This window comes from Paenibacillus sp. NRS-1782 (assembly GCF_050467685.1).
GTDB classification, from domain to species: Bacteria; Bacillota; Bacilli; order Paenibacillales; family Paenibacillaceae; genus Paenibacillus; species Paenibacillus terrae_A.
The window spans coordinates 1-15,972 of the sequence record NZ_JBITPH010000012.1 but is presented as its reverse complement, the minus strand read 5'-3'; the positions used below and the strand labels follow the sequence as shown (position 1 = coordinate 15,972).

At 44.9% G+C, this 15,972-nt stretch carries 15 protein-coding genes; 3 read left to right on the top strand and 12 right to left on the bottom strand.

Annotation, left to right across the window (positions count from 1 at the left end; all coding sequences use genetic code 11):
• Window positions 1–20: 20 nt before the first annotated feature.
• Window positions 21–581 (bottom strand): NAD(P)H oxidoreductase, encoded by a 561-nt coding sequence (locus ACIFQM_RS04100; RefSeq protein ID WP_430043860.1) that lies wholly within the window; start codon window positions 579–581, stop codon window positions 21–23.
• Window positions 582–745: 164 nt separating this feature from the next.
• Between ACIFQM_RS04100 and ACIFQM_RS04095 the strand changes: the two genes are divergently transcribed.
• Window positions 746–1,132 (top strand): winged helix-turn-helix transcriptional regulator, encoded by a 387-nt coding sequence (locus ACIFQM_RS04095; protein ID WP_430043857.1) that lies wholly within the window; start codon window positions 746–748, stop codon window positions 1,130–1,132.
• Between the two features lie 110 nt (window positions 1,133–1,242).
• On the opposite strand, the gene ACIFQM_RS04090 is transcribed toward ACIFQM_RS04095, so the two are convergent.
• Entirely contained in the window at window positions 1,243–1,830 is a 588-nt protein-coding gene (locus ACIFQM_RS04090) for a LysE family transporter (protein WP_430043855.1), read from the bottom strand.
• Window positions 1,831–1,942: 112 nt separating this feature from the next.
• Between ACIFQM_RS04090 and ACIFQM_RS04085 the strand changes: the two genes are divergently transcribed.
• Window positions 1,943–2,497, top strand: a complete 555-nt coding sequence (locus tag ACIFQM_RS04085) for a helix-turn-helix domain-containing protein (protein ID WP_430043853.1) — start codon at window positions 1,943–1,945, stop codon at window positions 2,495–2,497.
• A gap of 32 nt (window positions 2,498–2,529) precedes the next feature.
• A complete protein-coding gene (locus tag ACIFQM_RS04080) occupies window positions 2,530–3,756 on the top strand; it encodes a sugar efflux transporter (RefSeq protein ID WP_430043925.1) in 1,227 nt (408 codons plus the stop codon).
• 9 nt (window positions 3,757–3,765) lie between these two features.
• On the opposite strand, the gene ACIFQM_RS04075 is transcribed toward ACIFQM_RS04080, so the two are convergent.
• The 10 genes from ACIFQM_RS04075 to ACIFQM_RS04030 all read right to left on the bottom strand — a co-directional run bounded on the left by ACIFQM_RS04075 (window position 3,766) and on the right by ACIFQM_RS04030 (window position 15,904).
• Complete coding sequence (locus tag ACIFQM_RS04075) at window positions 3,766–4,983, bottom strand: macrolide family glycosyltransferase (RefSeq protein ID WP_430045926.1); 1,218 nt, start codon at window positions 4,981–4,983, stop codon at window positions 3,766–3,768.
• A 348-nt stretch (window positions 4,984–5,331) separates the two neighbouring features.
• Window positions 5,332–6,369, bottom strand: a complete 1,038-nt coding sequence (locus tag ACIFQM_RS04070; RefSeq protein ID WP_430045928.1) for a threonine aldolase family protein — start codon at window positions 6,367–6,369, stop codon at window positions 5,332–5,334.
• Window positions 6,362–6,784: a MarR family winged helix-turn-helix transcriptional regulator gene (locus ACIFQM_RS04065; protein ID WP_430043849.1), complete on the bottom strand. Its 423-nt coding sequence runs from the start codon at window positions 6,782–6,784 to the stop codon at window positions 6,362–6,364. Before ACIFQM_RS04065 ends, ACIFQM_RS04070 begins: the two co-directional genes overlap by 8 nt.
• Before the next feature lie 288 nt (window positions 6,785–7,072).
• Complete coding sequence (locus tag ACIFQM_RS04060) at window positions 7,073–9,097, bottom strand: S9 family peptidase (RefSeq protein WP_430043847.1); 2,025 nt, start codon at window positions 9,095–9,097, stop codon at window positions 7,073–7,075.
• Window positions 9,098–9,140: 43 nt separating this feature from the next.
• Complete coding sequence (locus ACIFQM_RS04055; protein ID WP_430065056.1) at window positions 9,141–10,145, bottom strand: ABC transporter ATP-binding protein; 1,005 nt, start codon at window positions 10,143–10,145, stop codon at window positions 9,141–9,143.
• Window positions 10,142–11,119 (bottom strand): ABC transporter ATP-binding protein, encoded by a 978-nt coding sequence (locus tag ACIFQM_RS04050; RefSeq protein WP_430045933.1) that lies wholly within the window; start codon window positions 11,117–11,119, stop codon window positions 10,142–10,144. The genes ACIFQM_RS04055 and ACIFQM_RS04050 overlap by 4 nt, the downstream gene beginning before the upstream one ends.
• A gap of 23 nt (window positions 11,120–11,142) precedes the next feature.
• A complete protein-coding gene (locus ACIFQM_RS04045) occupies window positions 11,143–12,075 on the bottom strand; it encodes an ABC transporter permease (protein ID WP_044644591.1) in 933 nt (310 codons plus the stop codon).
• A 17-nt stretch (window positions 12,076–12,092) separates the two neighbouring features.
• Complete coding sequence (locus ACIFQM_RS04040) at window positions 12,093–13,010, bottom strand: ABC transporter permease (RefSeq protein WP_430065054.1); 918 nt, start codon at window positions 13,008–13,010, stop codon at window positions 12,093–12,095.
• Window positions 13,011–13,095: 85 nt separating this feature from the next.
• On the bottom strand, window positions 13,096–14,649 hold the full coding sequence (locus ACIFQM_RS04035; RefSeq protein WP_430045934.1) for an ABC transporter substrate-binding protein: 1,554 nt from the start codon (window positions 14,647–14,649) through the stop codon (window positions 13,096–13,098).
• 70 nt (window positions 14,650–14,719) lie between these two features.
• Window positions 14,720–15,904 carry a M20 metallopeptidase family protein gene (locus ACIFQM_RS04030; protein ID WP_430043837.1) on the bottom strand — a complete coding sequence of 395 codons (1,185 nt, stop codon included), beginning with the start codon at window positions 15,902–15,904 and terminating at the stop codon, window positions 14,720–14,722.
• Between the last annotated feature and the right edge of the window lie 68 nt (window positions 15,905–15,972).

The window sequence follows — 15,972 nt, the reverse complement described above, 5'->3', positions numbered from 1 at the left end:
TTGGGATAGCTACCTCAGATTTACTTATATGCCAGACCTAATTGATAAGCGTGCTCCAGCAAACCTTCAATGTATTCTTTCGATTCGGACAAGGTATCGTAGAAGAACTCAACCCTAGACTCTCTTACTCTCGCGTAGACAGCAATCACTTTGTTCAAATAATTAGTAACTATATCGTGGTATTCATACTTGATCAAATGTTCTTTCGTTCCTCCCGCCAAGCACAGCCACAAGACCTGTTTTGTCTTGAACTCCTCAAGTAAACCTATGTTCCACACTTTATCCAGGTACCCTTTTAGCATGGAAGGAACACTGTACCACCATAGAGGAAATACAAAGACTAGAGCATCCGCAGCAGCAATTCTGTCCATCTCTCTCCGTGTTTCAGGAGCATATTGTTTATGAGGCGTATTCCAATCCAGCTCATCTGCCGCGCTATATACCGGATTAAACCCATCCCGATACAAGTCCAAAATATCTACCTCGTGCTTATTCTCCTTCAACCCCTCTACAAAACGATTCATGGCTGCAAGGGTAAGTGAATCTTCTCTAGGATGCGTAACGACCAATAGAACTTTCATGTTATTCGTAACCTTCTTTCTCCTCGTGATTGGTGTACCCTGTCTACAGATGCTATTATGGTTGATATATATGAAAGTGTGAAGTACGCACTTCAATGTACCGTAGGTACTTTAAGGTTCCTTAGTGCTTTTTTTGCACTACAGATCCGAGAGGAGAAAAGCAAATGAAAGATAATACCAAAACATATATGCACGGTATTGAAGCGACCTTCGAGGTCATCGGCGGGAAATGGAAAGCCACCATCCTGTATCATTTAACCAACGGCAGAAAACGTACATATGAACTCCGTCAACTCATTCCAAAAATCACCCAGAAAGTGCTTACCCAACAGCTTAGAGAGCTGGAAAAGGACGAGATCATCCACCGAATTATCTATAACCAGGTTCCACCCAAAGTAGAGTATGAGCTTAGTGAATACGGAAGGAATTTTAAAGATCTGCTTGATCGTTTTTGCTTATGGGGAGAAGAACACTTAGACAGGGTTTATGGCGATAAAGCAACGGTGCTGGAGGACTATTCTGTGGAAGAGCCTTGTGTAGAAAAAAAGTAAAGTACACTGAACGGCCTTTCGCCATCGCTTCATCTGCTGTCCGAAAAAATACAAAACAGTCCTAATGAAGATTTTCCTTCAATGGGACTGTTTGCGTTACTTGCATGAAGTCAAATATCTACAAGAATCGAAACTGCACTATACACTAATAACAAAGCCATTATTATATTAAACTGACTTCTATACTTAGATAAGAACTTTTGAAAAACGGAGCCAAACACACTCCAACAGAATGTACTCATAAAACCAACAAAAGCTAGAAATAACGAAAACAATATTAAGCTGACATTTGAATGGTGATATGGAAGAATGAAGGTTGATATAGCAGTGATACCATATAAAATTCCTTTCGGATTGATAAATTGTAAAAGCATACCTGTTAGAAAACTGTTATTCTTACCTCCATCATTATCTTTACCACTATCTTTACTCATCATTATTTTCACAGCCAGATATAGCATATAGGCTGCACCCAGGATCGTCATCACAAATTGAATTTTGGGAATGAAATTTTCAAGCAACAAATTAAAATAACTACTCAATAACATGATTACAAAGAAACCTGCACCTACTCCTGAACAAAATCGAATTGTCTTTTTAAGCCCGAATTTATTAGCAAAGAGCATCGCCATAATGTTATTGGGGCCTGGCGTAAAGCTGGTAACAAAAACATATAACAAAAACGATAATAAAGGCACTTGGGAACCCCCTCTTCGATGTATGTTATAATTGTACAAAAAAACAATATAACGTTTTACGTTTTATTGTACAATACAGACGTTATATTGTACACGGGTGCAGGAGGTATTTATGGAAACCATCAATCTGATCATTGCCAAAAACTTAAAAGCCTATAGAGAACATAAGAAATTAAGTCTTGAAAGGGTTGCAGAACTCACTGGAGTAAGTAAAACGATGATCGGTCAAATTGAAAGAGGCGAATCCAGCCCTACGATTACAACGATTTGGAAAATAGCCAATGGATTAAAGATTTCTTTTACTTCACTCATAAATAATCCGCAGCCAGATACAAAAGTGGTTTTAAGAAGTGAAATTCCAATATTAACAGAAGACAACGAAAAATATCGAGTCTATCCCCATTTCCCCTTCGAAGATAATAGACGCTTTGAGGTTTATTCAATTGAGATAGATCCAAACGGCTTCCTAAATTCCGATTCACACGGAGAGGGCACGGAGGAGTTCTTAACTGTCTTTGATGGAGAGTTAACTGTCTGTATAAATGACCTTGAATATACAATAAGAAGTGGTGATTCCATCCGATTCAAAGCGGACAGACCCCATACCTATCATAATTCAGGGAAAACTTTAACTCGGTTAAGTATGGTCATATACTATCCAATCTAAAAAAGCCTGTGCTAAAGGAGTGTAAAATGGGTATGATAATGCGTATTAAAAATCTTTTCGTTATCCATAACTACCCGCTATTCATGATCTGTATGTTATTGCAAGGTATGGCGATATCCATAAGTGCACCTTTTTTGGCTGTATATTTCACAACTACACTTGGCGTATCTGTTGGAACCTTTGGTGTTTTTACAGCTGTGACCTTGATTTGTGGTATATGGATAAGCTCTCTGATTGCCAAACGTTCTGATCGTGGATTGGATCGTAAACAAATTTTGGTTATTTGTATGTTATTTAATGCCGTAGCATTTGCAGGATATCTTGTCATTCAAAATTTTTATGTACTTATTGTATATATGACTATCTTCACAGCAGTGGGAGCACCTGGAATGCCGCAGTTATTTGCCAGTGCACGTGAAGCGGTAAATCGCAGTAAATCAGCTGATCATGCCTTTGCCAATTCAACACTTCGTTCTATGTTTTCTCTTGGGTTTATCACGGGACCGCTCTTTGGGTCTTTCCTGATTGCACATACCGGCTTTAAAGGTATTTTTGTAGGGACAACTTCTATTTTTGTATTTATCGCTGTTCTACTATTCTGTTTTATTAAGCAGCCCCCTGTTCAGCTCAAAAATAAGGATCAGACTTCACATCAGCACATTACATTACATAAAAATATTGAGATTCTGATACCGTTCTCAGTTCTCACTTTGCTCTATGTGGCACACTGGATGAACAGTTTAAATATTTCCTTATTTATCATTCATAATTTAAAAGGGGACACGAATGACGTTGCTCTAGTATCCAGTATTTGCGCGGTAATAGAAATACCTTTAATGATCATGTTAGGCGTACTTGCTGCTAAATACTCCAACCGGCTGCTTATTTTTTGGGGAGCTTTAACAGGGATTGTCTACTATCTCCTCGTCCTTATGTCTACGGAGATATGGCAGTTATTAGTGGGGCAGCTTCTTCTGGCCTTCTTTGTTGCAGTGATATCGGCCATTGGCATCAGCTACATGCAGGATTTGTTGCCTTCTCTTCCTGGTTATGCCTCGACGCTGTATTCCAATGCGACAACCATCGGAAGACTGGCAGGGAGCTTAATGGGCGGATTGACCGCTCAATGGATGGGCTATCGAAACTCTTATTGGGTATGTTTGGCCCTGATCCTCTGCTCCCTTGGTCTTCTGGCGATCTCCAAAAAATTAGAGTTTGAAAAATCGGCTGCTCTACAAGAAAGGAATCAAAGTCTGTAGTCTGACACCTTATTTTTCTATTGTGGAGAAATGATTCATAATGATATCTGCCGCATATCTGTACCCACCAGCCTGACGTAATGATTCGCCAATCACATGGGCCTGCTGCTTATACGTTGAATTACTCAAGACCTCTAGTAAGGCAGCTCTCAAAATAGCGGGTGTACGCTCATTTTTATCCACAACTATACCCGCTCCCAGCTCCTGCACCCGATTGGCCACCATAGGCTGGTCGGATGTTAAAGGGATCATGACCTGCGGCACATTGTAATACAAGGCTTCGCTTGTGCTGTTCATCCCCGCATGTGTAACAAAAGCGTCTACATGCTGCAGCATGTCCAATTGCGGAATATAAGGCTTGATAATAAAATTGTCAGGAATAGATTCCGACAATGGCTCCATATCTGTATAACTGCCTGAAGACAGTACAAACTGCACAGGTAAATCGTGAAATGCTGCAAAGCAAAGCTTATAAAACTCCAGGTCTTTATTCAAAATGGTTCCCATTGAGATGTAAACCGTCTGTGGATGCAGAGCACGAAGTTGTTCGAACGGGAAAGAGGGCGCATCTTTACGTGGTACAATAGAAGGACCTGTAAAAATATAACTGTTGTCCAGCTTTTCAGCTTGCGGTTGAAAATAACGGCTTGTATAAACAATTTTCAAGCGCCCGGCATGTGGAGCGATCTCATCCATAGCCGGAACGGCAACCTGAAGCTCACTAGCTAATTGATGCGTTACTTTCATCGTAGCCGTATACAGCTTTTTTACCTCTGGATCATTTTCATCCATGCCTTGGCCAGACCCCAAAGGTTCTACGAAAGCAAAAGAAGCGATAGAGCATATTGCAGGTATTCCCAGCTTCTCTGCTATAATCTTACCTCCCCAGCCCATCAAAGAGTCATAGATTAAATAATCATAGGTCCTGTTCTCTATAACTCTCAAAACCTCTGGAATAATCGGCTGAATCATACCTTTCACCATCATGTACACAAATTGGTAATGATGTTTGTACTCCGCTGGCTTTAAATCAGCGTCTTTGGAAAAAGCATCAGCAACAAAAGGATAGGTTACCAGTTTTGCTCCCGTTGGCTGAATTCTCGTACGAAATTCCTCCGTACATACATAATCCACTTCCTCACCACTGTCGACCAGCTGCTTAACTAATCCTAATGACGGATTAACATGGCCTTCAGCAGGCGTGATCACTACCAACACACGTGCCATCCCTACACCTCCGACATAATAAATTTTTTAGAAATAAATGGGTGTATTTTCATGATGAACTACGAACAACATACAAGATGTAGCTTTTTTTCTAGAAAAAATACATCTCACACTTAATATATCGAATATTTTCCATAAAAACAAATGTATTCAATTTTTAAGTTATGTATTATAGGCGAGGTAAACGCTTGAAGCGCATACCCCGCTTTCTATTCTAGTCTTGTTTTTCCATTCTTATATCCACACAGCAAAAAACCATACTTCGCTGCAATACATGCAACGAGGTATGGCCTATTACATAGTCATTCTACATCTTTAGGATTCTATGAACTGATTTTCATATTAAATTTAAAGCAATGCTTTGATATCCTGAATCAGCATTTCAACATTGTCTTTCTTCGTAGCCCAACTGGTACAAAATCGAACGGCACTATGTGTAGCATCAACTTTTTCCCAAAAGGAATAAGTATACTTTTCGCTCAGTGCTTTTAAGATACGATCTGGTAAAATCGGAAACTGCTGATTCGTTGTAGAATGATATAGAAATTGAACTCCTTGTTTCGTTAACGAAGTTTGAATCAACATGGCCATATCTACAGCGTGCTTGGAAATTTCAAAGTATAAACCATCTTCAAATAAAGTTTCAAACTGTATACCCAACATTCGTCCCTTCGCCAGCAGCCCCCCTTTTTGCTTGATCATGTATCGAAAATCTTTTTTCAAAGCATCATTGATAATGACTACTGCTTCTCCCATCAGCGCTCCGATTTTTGTACCACCGATATAAAATACATCACACAGCTTTGCTATATCTGCTAAAGATGCATCGTTGTCCACTGCAACCAGACCATACCCTAAGCGAGCGCCGTCGATAAACAAGGGTAAGCCACCTTCCCGGCAGACTTGACTTAATGCTTCCAGCTCAGATTTAGTATAAAGCGTACCATTCTCGGTAGGCTGAGAAATATAAACCATACCAGGCTGTACCATATGCTCAAAAGCGCCATCATTCCAGTGAGCATCATACAGCTCTTTTACCTGTTCGGCCCGGATTTTCCCATCCTCACTTGGCAAAGGAAGTACTTTATGTCCAGTAGCTTCAATCGCGCCGGTCTCATGTACAGCAATATGTCCAGAATTTGCAGCAATAACCCCTTGATGAGGACGCAAAATAAAAGAGATCACCGTTGTATTGGTCTGTGTACCTCCAACTAAAAAGTGTACGTCCGCATTTTCGGAGTCACATGCTTTTTTAATATAAGCTCTGGCTTTTTCACAGTACTCGTCCACACCATAGCCTGGGGTTTGTTCATCATTCGTCTCCAATAGTCGCTTTAATATACGCTCATGGGCACCTTCGGTATAGTCGCATTCAAATCTAATCATTTTGTATTCTCTCCAATTTCTCTAGTTTGTTCTGAATGAACACCATAGAAGTATGTAATTCTTTAATCTCTTCTTCTGATAGACCTTGAACTAATTTTATGACTTGTTCGTCAGATCTTTCATCCAGTTGGTGATAAAACGCTTTTCCTTTAGGCGTCAAACGAATCAGATTTGTTCTATTATCCACCGAAGAATTTTCCTTAACAAGGAAGCCCTCTTTGCAAAGTTTAGCAATGATTCTACTCATATAACTGCGGTCAATTTTAAGAGAATCGACTAACGTATTGGCTATACATGGCTCGATCATACCGATCTCTACAATGACCCGTGCCTCGGTAAAGGAATACCCGCTATCCAGCACATGTCTATCTAATAATCCAAGTATATTGGTATAAAATCGATTGAAACGCCTCATATCTGCGATGACCTTAGCATCTATATTGATTTATAACTCCCCCTATTTAGTGGACTTATGCAACAATTATATTAATGATTTTTGTGGACTCTGTCAACGAAATATGATGCAATTCAATGTATTAATTAGCCCATAAAATAAAAAAAGTCCCGATCAAAAATGCTCATCAGGACTGTTGGGCGTAGCTATGGTAACTGATCTTCCCTTTAAATTCAACATGATTCCATCCTGCTCATAATCCTGATCTATGGTTCGATCAGAAAGGCCACTGGCATCGACAATTGCACTTTACTCATCGGAGTCAGCTCCTTTACTCAAGTAGGAATTAAACCAGGACACCACTTGCTCAAAGTTATCTACACGAAGGGACGGTTTACCGCTCTTCAGCAAGGAATGATTGGACCCGGGATAGCGAATGAGGCGTGTTGTTTTGCCCAGTCGTTTCAGGGCTGTATATAACTCATCCCCTTGTCCAACCGGGCAGCGGAGATCTTCCTCGCCGTGTAAAATCAGCAGCGGAGTTTCGATGTTGTTTACATGTGCCAGTGGGGACTTGGACCAGAGCAGCTCAGGATTTTCCCACGGGTTAGTCCCAACGATACCCTCCGTGTACGAAATACCGATATCACTCAAGCCATAGAAGGACAGCCAGTTGGAGATGCAACGCTGCGTAACGGCGGCACGGAATCGGTTCGTGTGAGAAATGATCCAGTTGGTCATTAAGCCTCCATAGCTGCCGCCAGCCACGCCGAGACGGGTTTCATCTATATAATCAAACTGGTTCAGCGCAAAGTCCAAGGCGTTCAGTACATCCTGATAATCTCCTCCTCCAAAGTCTCCCCGACAGGCTCGTGCAAAATCCTGTCCATAACCAAAGCTACCGCGTGGATTGGCCATCAGCACGGCATACCCCTGTGCAAGGAGTGTCTGCATTTCATGACTATATGCGCCGGTATACATCGCATGGGGTCCCCCATGAATTTGTAAAATCAAAGGAACCTGGTCTTCGGAGCCCAGTCCAGTCGGTTTGAAGATCCACCCCTGTACCTTGAATCCATCCGCAGCCTCGAACCAAAACACTTCCGGTACACTCACCTGCAAGGAGGCCATGTAATCGTCGTTATGGTGCGTGAGCTGCTTCTCTTCCCCTGTCTCCAGATTCATGTGATACAGCTCTCCAGGCCGATTCACAGCAAGTGCTGCAAAAACCAGATAGCGACCATCAGCAGATAGCGTGTACTGATAGATGTCTCTATCGTTTCCCGTAGTCACCGCTTGAACACTGCCGTCCATGGTGAATCGGTATATATGGACAGCACCCTGCACCGTCCCGAGCACATACATTTCTGACTTCATCCTCGCAGGAGCATATACCGGAGATGGAGACGGGCCGAAGGATTTCATATCACTTAAGGCGAAGTTGCCGATTTGCATATCCAATTCAGGAAACAATAGCTGCGAGGCTCCCCCCGTAACAGGCACGGTATACAGTCGATTCTGGCTACCACTGCCATACATGCGATCGCTGGCGATCAGAGTCAATGTTTTGCCGTTCGGTGCATACGAAAATTGGCTGATCGCCAAGCTGGAATCCGTAACCTTCACCATATGACTGCCGTCGCAATCGACCGTATACACATCCGAAAACGAAAACAGGTCTGCATCCAGCTTGTCGTCTTCTACACGTTTGGACAAAAACGAAATCCGCTTGCTGTCCATGGACCATACGGGGTAAGAAGCATTCCAAGGTCCCGAGGTGATTGGGGTTACCCGGCCGTTTTCAAGCTCCAGGACAAATAAATGACTAAATAGACCGTTCCACCAGCCCGATCCCTCAGCTTTGGGAGTGATGCGATCCACGACGCGCCCCCGCTCACCAGACTGCTTGCTGTATTCCTCAAGCGCCATGGCTTCCCGCTCGGCGTTGATACTCACCATACTTGTAAATACAATATATTTCCCGTCCGGCGACCAGACGAATGCCCCCACTCCACGCTTCACCTCGGTCAGTCGCTGTCCCTCTCCACCATCAGCCGGAACCATCCATAGCTGCTTGCTTCCATTCACCATACGTAGAAAGACAAGCTGTGATCCATCAGGTGACCAGGCAGGAGCTGAATCCTTATTGCCATCGGTCAACGGCTTATCGTCAGCCCCAAGAAGCGATACGACACGGATGTGCGTATGGTAGTCATTCTTTGAACGATCTATGCTTTTGTGGACGTAGGCAATCGTTCCATCGGAACTTACTGCCGGATCACTGATCCACTGATATCCGTATAAATCCTCCGGTACAATCTGTCGTTTATTCATGAGTAGCCTCCTTTTTCGGTTAACTCCTACTTCCAAAGGTTATCTATTCGTGAGCCATCTGCTTATGCAGAGGAAAATGGCAGGCCACAATATGCCCCGGAGTATGCTCTTCGAGCAATGGTCCCTGTTGGCAGCATATTTCTTGTGCATATGGGCAACGCGTGTGAAAAGCACAGCCCGAGGGCGGATTGGCAGGATTGGGGATTTCACCCGTCAATGTTATCCGTTCTTTACGCAGCCTCGGATCTGGAACAGGCACTGCATCAAGCAATGCTTTGGTATACGGATGCTGTGGCTGTGCAAACAACTCATCCCGATCTGCAAGCTCCACGATTTTTCCCAAGTACATCACTGCGATGCGATCGCTAATATGCTTGACGGAGGGCAGACCGTGAGCGATAAAAATGTAGGTAAGTTGGAACTGCTGCTGAAGCTCTTTTAGCAAATTCAAAATCTGAGCCTGAATCGACACATCCAGCGCGGATACAGGTTCATCGCAAACAATGAGCTTCGGCTTCATGGCAAGCGCTCTCGCTATGCCGATCCGCTGCCGCTGTCCACCACTGAATTCATGGGGATGCCGATCTGCTAAGTGAGCACCTAATCCTACCGTCTGCAACAGTCGAAACACTTCAGCTTTAAGCTCTTTCCCTTTAGCAATCCCGTGTACCCGAAGTGGTTCGGCGACGATGTCAAAGACCTTCATTCTCGGATTCAAAGAAGAGTAGGGATCTTGAAATACAAACTGTAAATCTCGTCTGACCTTGCGGACTTCTTCGTCCGTTAAATCAGACAGGCTTTGCCCTTGAAAACGAATTTCGCCTGCCGTGGGTTCCAGCAGTTGTGTAATCATTTGTCCCGTTGTTGATTTGCCGCAACCTGATTCACCTACAATACCTAGGGTTTCGCCCGGCATCACCTTAAAGCTCAATCCATCAACCGCCCGTACATAACCGCTTTTTTGGGAAAACCAGCCCTTTTTCAAAGGATAATATTTTTTAAGCCCATTCACTTCGAGAAGCGGTGTTCCCTGTGCTGTCTCATTCATACTGACACCTCCTCCATCCGCAGACATCTGACGTAGTGTCCTTGATCCTTAGCTTGTATTTCAGGATGAATCCTGGTGCACTGTTCCTGGGCATAAGGACAGCGGGGATGAAAGGGACAGCCGCTCGGCATCTGCATCATATTAGGAACGGTACCGGGAATGGAAGCCAGCCATTCTCTCTGTTCCGTAAGCTTGGGGAGTGATCCTAGCAAACCAATCGTATAAGGATGACCCGGCTTTTCAAACAAATCAAATACGTCCGCTTCCTCTACTACTTCCCCGGCATACATCACGACCACCCGGTCCGCCATTTCCGCGACAACACCTAAATCGTGCGTAATGAGAATGATGCCTGTATTCTCTTCCTTGCTCAGCTTGTGGATTAAATTCAAAATTTGAGCCTGAATCGTAACGTCCAGTGCCGTCGTCGGTTCATCAGCGATCAGCAGTTTTGGCTGACAGGCCAAGGCCATGGCGATCATCACCCGCTGACGCATTCCTCCAGACAGCTGATGCGGAAAGTAACTTACCACTTTCGACGCACCAGGTATGCCTACCCGTTCTAGCATCTCGATACTTTTCTGCCGTGCCTCCGATTTGCTCAGCTTCTGGTGCTGCCGGATGACCTCACTGATTTGGTTACCAATCGTAAATACCGGATTCAGCGAACTCATCGGCTCCTGAAAAATCATGGATACCTCATTCCCCCGATATTTTCGCATTTCCCCCTTGGACAGCTTGAGTAAGTCTCGGCCTTCAAGCAGAATCTCCCCGCCCACGACTTTACCCGGTGCAGCCACTAAACCCATAATAGACAAGGAGGTTACACTTTTACCCGAACCGGACTCTCCAACAATAGCCACCGTTTCGCCTGGATTCACAGTGAAGCTGACACCATTGACCGAAGGCACGATGCCATCCTCCGTTTTAAAGTAGGTTTTCAAATGGTTCACTTCAAGCAATTTCGTGGTCATCTTTTCCGATCCCCCGCTTTCTGTTATTCTTTCGCCTTCATGTGGGGATCTAACACGTCGCGAAGCCAGTCACCGAGGAAAATGACGCCCAGGACCGTGATGGTAATCGCCAGGCCGGGAAACGTTGCCACCCACCAGCTCGTGGCTACATACTGTCTCCCATCGCTCAGCATGCCACCCCAGGACACTGCTGGCGGTGTGATCCCTAATCCGAGAAAACTAAGAGAAGCTTCCATAATAATCGTTGTCGCCACGCTCATACCGGAAATTACAATGAACGAAGACAAGACGTTGGGTAAAATGTGCTTCAACAGAATCCTGCTATTTTTAGAGCCAATCGCCTTGGCTGCTTTGACGAAGTCCCGTTCCTTGATACTCAATACCTCGCCCCGGACTACCCTTGTATAAGAAACCCAATTCGTAACGCCAATAACAAAAATAAGTGTAGTCATGCCAGGCCCTACCACGGCCAGGACGACCAGCATCAGCAGAATAGCCGGAATGGCCAAAAAGGCATCGGCAACTCTCATAATGATGGCATCCACCCATTTACCATAAAACCCGGCGAGGAGTCCGAGAATCGCGCCAATCGTGCCTGAGACCAGAACTGCACCGACACCGACGATAAGCGAAACTCTCGCCCCGTATACGATACGGCTCCACATATCCCGTCCCAGGTTATCTGTACCCAGCCAATGCTCCGGCAATCCACCAGCCAGCCACATGGGCGGCTTCAGACGATTAAGCGGGTCAATATCCGCAGGATTGTGACTGGCCAGCAGAGGGGCACATAGTGCCGTTAAGCAAACGAGCAGTATGATTATTGCACCGACCGTTCCGGTTTTACTTCGTAACAGCTGCTTCCATATACGCCTGATACTAGACGGTTGTGCTTGCTTTTTGCCATCCAGGTCTGGGTCTGGACCAAGGGCTTGTACATCATGAATACCTGCCACACCTCCTCCTCCCCTCTCTAGTTGTATTTAATTCTTGGATCAAGCAGTCGGTAAACGACATCGGTTAAAATATTGCTGATAACCACAATAAAGGCAATCACAAATACAGCGGCCTGAACGATAGCCATGTCATGGGTATTCACAGCAACGACAAGTAACTGCCCCAAACCCGGCCATGCAAATACCGTCTCGGTAATCAGTGTACCGCCGATCAAGCTCGTAAATTGCAAGCTCATAATCGTGACGACCGGAATCAATCCATTGCGAAAAGCGTGTTTTCCGATCACTACGATTTCGAGAATCCCTTTACTTCGGGCTGTTCGTATATAGTCCTGATTCAAAATGTCCAGCATACTGGAGCGAATGAGTCGAGTCATCTGTGCAGAAAGACCGACACCCAGTGTAAAGGCCGGAAGTATTAAATGCTCCATCCCGCCCCGACCGGACACCGGAAGCATCCCCAGCATGACGGAGAATAACAATATGAGCATAATCCCCATCCAAAAGTTAGGCATGGCCTTTCCGACTACGGATAAGCTGGAAATGATTAAATCGGTAAAGGTATTACGTTTGACTGCTGAGATGACGCCCAGTGGCACTGCGATGATGACCGCAAAAATCATGGCGGCTACTGCCAATTCAAAGCTGGCAGGCAGCCGTTCCAGCACTAACGGCAAAGCCGATTCACCATAGCGAAACGAGGTGCCAAAATCGCCCTGTAAGGCACTGCCAATAAATTTAATGTATTGTGCATATAAGGGCTGATCCAGCCCAAGCGCTTGTGTCAGTACTGCACGATCCTCGGCTGTAGCAGTCTCAGGCAGCATCAGGGCTACAGGGTCCCCGGTTACCCTCACCAGGATGAATACAATCAGAGAGACAATCAGCAGTACAGGGATAACCTGTAGCAGTGATTTGGCGATATAAGTTTTCAATCCGTCACCTCCATAACCAGCAGGCTTTTTTTAAAAGGACGGGCAGGAACCTGCATCGAGGTCCCCGCCCGTTCACTTCTCTGATTTATTTTGCAGGTGCAATATCCTCTGCGTAGAACATCTCATCGCTTCTCGGTTGGAAATTCACGCCGTTACCAGTGCCATAAATCCCTTCCATTTGGAACAGATATACAGCCGGACGATCTTCCGCCAATATCTGTTGCACTTGCAGATACTCTTTTTCACGCGAGGCTGTATCCAGATTCGTCAGAGCATGCTGCAACAGCTTCTCTACCTTCGGATTGTTATAATCCGTTTCGCCTTTAGCCTCTTCTAGCAGGTAGCGATTATAGTTATTGGAAGCATCAAACAGGGAATTACCAATGCCGATCATAAACATTTCTTTAAAGGATTTGGAGCTGTAACGCTCACTGAAAGCACTTGGCTCCAGTACGTCCAATTTAATGTTGAAGCCTTCTTTATTTAACATGGCGGCTACGACCTCAGCATACTCTTTATATATTGAGGATACTGAAAGAGTTAATGCTGGACCTTCACCAGAGTAACCAGCCTGCTTCAGCAGTTCTTTGGCCTTAGTCGGATCATATAATGTTTTCTCATACAAGGAAGGATCGGCACCAAAATTACCTGGTGTAACGGAAGTACGAGTTACAATCCCCGCACCGCCTGCGATGCTGTCCACGATTCCCTTTTTATCAATCGCGAGGTCTATCGCCTCTCTCACTTTCGGGTTAGCCGTAACATTGCCCTGACTTTGACGTAAAATCAATTGCAGAACACGCTGAATCGGTGCCTTCACGATTTTCTTGCCGTCTTCGCCTTGAATACGTTCTATATCGGTGGAAGGGATTCCGGAAGCAATGTCAATCGAGCCTGCGAGCAGTTCAGATACACGCGTAGAGGCTTCCGGGATGGAGCGAAAAACAACCTGATCCCATTTCGGCTGACCTTCATAGTACTTATCGTTTTTAACCAGTACTACACGATCATCCTTAATCCATTGACTAAACTTATAAGGGCCTGTACCGATTGGATTTTTAAGGAATTCCTCTATGCCATTTTTCTCAATATATTTGGAAGGTAAGATCCCAGCCCCCATTTTGGATAAACGATTGAGCAGCAGCGGATCTGGCCCGTCGGTTATGATATCTGCTGTATGTTCATCCACCACTTTCACTTCTTTAATATTTTTAAAGTAGGAATTTTGTTTGAGCGTGTTATCCTTTGCAACTCTTTCTATCGTATACTTCACATCTTCCGCCGTGAATGGATCACCGTTATGGAAGGTAACCCCTTCGCGCAAGTGAAAACGCCAAGTCGTATCATTTACCTTCTCCCAAGAAGTTGCGAGTCCAGGTACTTTCTTCTGCTGACTATCATTTTTCAACAAGTAGTCAAATACGTTAACCAGAACGGCTTCACTCGCCGTATTGTTATTGTTATGCGGATCAAAGCTTTCAATATCCGTAGCATTCGCTATCGTCAGTACTTTACCGTCAGTTGATGTCGATGCTGCACTGTCTTTACTACCGCCTGTGGATGGGGCACCGCAGCCTGCCAGGATCATCACAGCAATCAGTAACGTAATCCCGCTTGTAAACCACTTATGTCTATTCATCTTGTCCACTCCAGTCCATTGAGGTTGTATATTGCCACACAGCTGCTTCTGAACGTCTCAAACCCGATTTTTATTTTGTCTTCAAAAAATTCAGCGCTATCGCCGACATCATGGCTACTCCATAAGGCAGTACCGATTCATCCAAATCAAACTTGGGATGATGCAATGGGTAGCTTGTAGCTTCATCTCCTCTCCCCGAGCCCAACCGGAAGAAAACACCGGGTACCTGCTCACAATAAAAAGCGAAATCTTCCCCGCCTGTTGACGGTTTGATGTAGTTCCACTCCGTGGAGCCAAACAGTTGCTCACTGGTTTCGGTCATTAAATCGACCATATCCGGGTCGTTCTGAACAACTGGGTAGCCAAGCTGATAATTCAACTCATATCCGGCTCCGAACGATTCACACGCTCCACGGACTACCTGTTCGATCAGTTCAGGTATCCGGCTGCGCAACTCTGCCGACAAAGTTCGCACGGTGCCGATCATCTCGACTTCCGGTGCAATGGCTGCCCCCATGTAGCCACCACTAATTTTTCCGATCGTAATGACAATGGTCTCAAGCGGATCAACCAGACGGCTTGGAATATTTTGCAGAGCAGAAATAACCTGCGCGGACACGGCAATCGCGTCTATCCCCTCATGCGGACGGGCAGCATGACCGCCTTTGCCTATAATCTTAATCGTTAAGCTATCTGCGGAGGCAAAGGCTACCCCTTTGCTGACCCCAAGTGTTCCTGTCTTTAGACCCGGGAACATATGTAGTCCTGCCATCGCATCTACTTTTGGATTTTCCAACACACCATCATCAATCATAGCCTTGGCCCCGGCTAAACCTTCTTCTGCTGGTTGAAAGACAAATTTGATATTTCCTCTTTCAGGCCGTTCCAGCTTCGTAAGTAACTGCGCGGCTCCCATCAGTATTGCGGTATGGGCATCATGCCCACATAAATGTGCCTTTCCCGGAATCTGTGACCGATAGGGGACCGTTTTTTCATCCTGAATCGGTAAAGCATCCATATCTGCCCTTAGTCCAATTGTAGGACCCGGGCTTTTTCCTCGTAACAGACCTACAACCCCGGTTTTACCTACATTTGTTATCACTTCCAGCCCAAGTTCACGTAAGTGTTCAGCCACAATTCCCGATGTACGAACCTCTTCATAACCCGTTTCAGGATGGCGATGAAAGTCTCTGCGCCAAGCCATCAGCTGATCTTGAAGCGGTCTGGATAATGCTAAAAGTTCATTTATATTCATTATTATCATCCCCGCTCGAATCATCTTATTTTTTCTGTATAGTACCGACTAGTACAGCATCAGATTTA